The 1,530-nt window shown below is 53.9% G+C and carries 1 protein-coding gene; it reads right to left on the bottom strand.

The annotated features are described in order from the left end of the window. Positions 1 to 353: 353 nt before the first annotated feature. Positions 354 to 1,214, bottom strand: a complete 861-nt coding sequence (locus BMY67_RS18685; protein WP_092774305.1) for a class I SAM-dependent methyltransferase — start codon at positions 1,212 to 1,214, stop codon at positions 354 to 356. Between the last annotated feature and the right edge of the window lie 316 nt (positions 1,215 to 1,530).

Below are 1,530 nucleotides of genomic sequence, written 5' to 3'. Positions count from 1 at the left end.
CGTGGTTGGCTGGCTGGCCGAGCGGGGTGTGGAAGTGCTCTTTCTGCCGCCCTACTCCCCCGACTTCAGCCCCGTGGAGCAGGCCCGGTAAGAGGCCATCAGCTGGATTACCAGCCAAGATGCGCACAACTGGTTTGACGACGCCCGCGAGCGACGCCAGCCACAACAAGTGCTACGATAGATGAGCGGAACGATAGTACTGCTGCACCAAGGATAAAGAAGGAGACGTAAATTAGGACAAAAGTAAACGGCTAAGGGCTCATTTACTGCCTCTTTCGTGCTGCCCACTCGCTGCTTACACCCAACTTTAAATTAGTTTACTGCTGGGTAAAACCTTGTCCAGGCCCACCAGACTAGGTTTTAGCTGTTGCCAGATTCAGTAGCCCCCCCAACTCGGCCACTACTTCAGGGGCTTCCGCACGCTTCTCGTATTCCACCATTAGATGTCCTCCCGTGAGCACGGTCATACTATGGTTTAGTTGAGCCAGCTCGGAATAAGCTGCTGCCCGTTTGGGAGACGGCTGCCCGCGCCGCAAGCCACGCCGCCGCGCCAGCCAACCAGCTAAGCTCATCCAGGGGTAGTAGAAGGGGAGCAAGGCCAGCGACGTGTAGTTCACCCGGGTTGGGTGAACTTCCACAATATGGAGGCCGGAAAGCGCGGCTAATACCCGCTGCTTGGTTATGTTGGCAAAGAAAATATGGCCTAGGTACACATCGTCAATCGTTTGCGCGTGTTCCGAAGCCCAAACCGAATCCGCCTCATTAGGGGGCATCAGCTTATAGGCCTCACTCTCCAGCAGCAGATAGCTCAGACGAGTGCGCAGGTTGGAATAGTTAGGCGTGGTAATAATAGCTCGTCCACCTGGCCGCAGCACCCGGTTTATTTCCTGAAAAAGATGCAGTTGATTAGGCATGTGCTCAATGCCCTCCTGACAGATGATTACATCGAAACTAGCCGCTGCGAATGGTAACGCACCATTCAAATTAGCCTTGACACAGGGAATATCCGGGTAGCGGAAAAACTCGGGGTAGAGGTCAGACGCCGTCACCTTAGCACCTAGTTCGAGCAACAATTGAGATGTGTCACCATTGCCAGCGGGCACATCCAAAATGTCCTTCCCTATCCATTCCGTCTTACGGCGGCGAAGCATTGCCGGTAATAGGTGCTTTATGTCTTTGCTACCAGAGAAAAACGGGGCCGAAAAAAGAATCATTATTAAGCTTCAAAAATTGAATTGCAAAGTAAACCCGCAAGAGCTTAACCCTTAACCAATCAGGTTCGGGGTGGCTCCCTTAAACCATAAGGAAAGGAGCTGCTCTTGCGAGCGGTTCCGGGATTTGTCCCCAACAGGGTTTAGCCGTGCTGTTACGGCGTGGTAAAGGTAAGAGACTGACATCGTCTGGGCACTGGGCGTGCACGGCCTGAAAGCGCTATTGGTGCGGGATAATATCTCGGTGCATAAACTGCCGGGCGTGGTTGGCTGGCTGGCCGAGCGGGGTGTGGAAGTGCTCTTTCTGCCGCCCTACTCC

The organism is Hymenobacter actinosclerus, assembly GCF_900111515.1.
In the GTDB taxonomy this organism is placed as follows: domain Bacteria; phylum Bacteroidota; class Bacteroidia; order Cytophagales; family Hymenobacteraceae; genus Hymenobacter; species Hymenobacter actinosclerus.
The sequence above is the reverse complement of the archived record's forward strand: the minus strand, read 5'-3'. Positions and strand labels throughout refer to the sequence as shown.

Bases quoted from the DNA above. Each gene is read 5' to 3' on its own strand.
- BMY67_RS18685 (WP_092774305.1), bottom strand. From the start codon at position 1,214: ATGATTCTTTTTTCGGCCCCGTTTTTCTCTGGTAGCAAAGACATAAAG.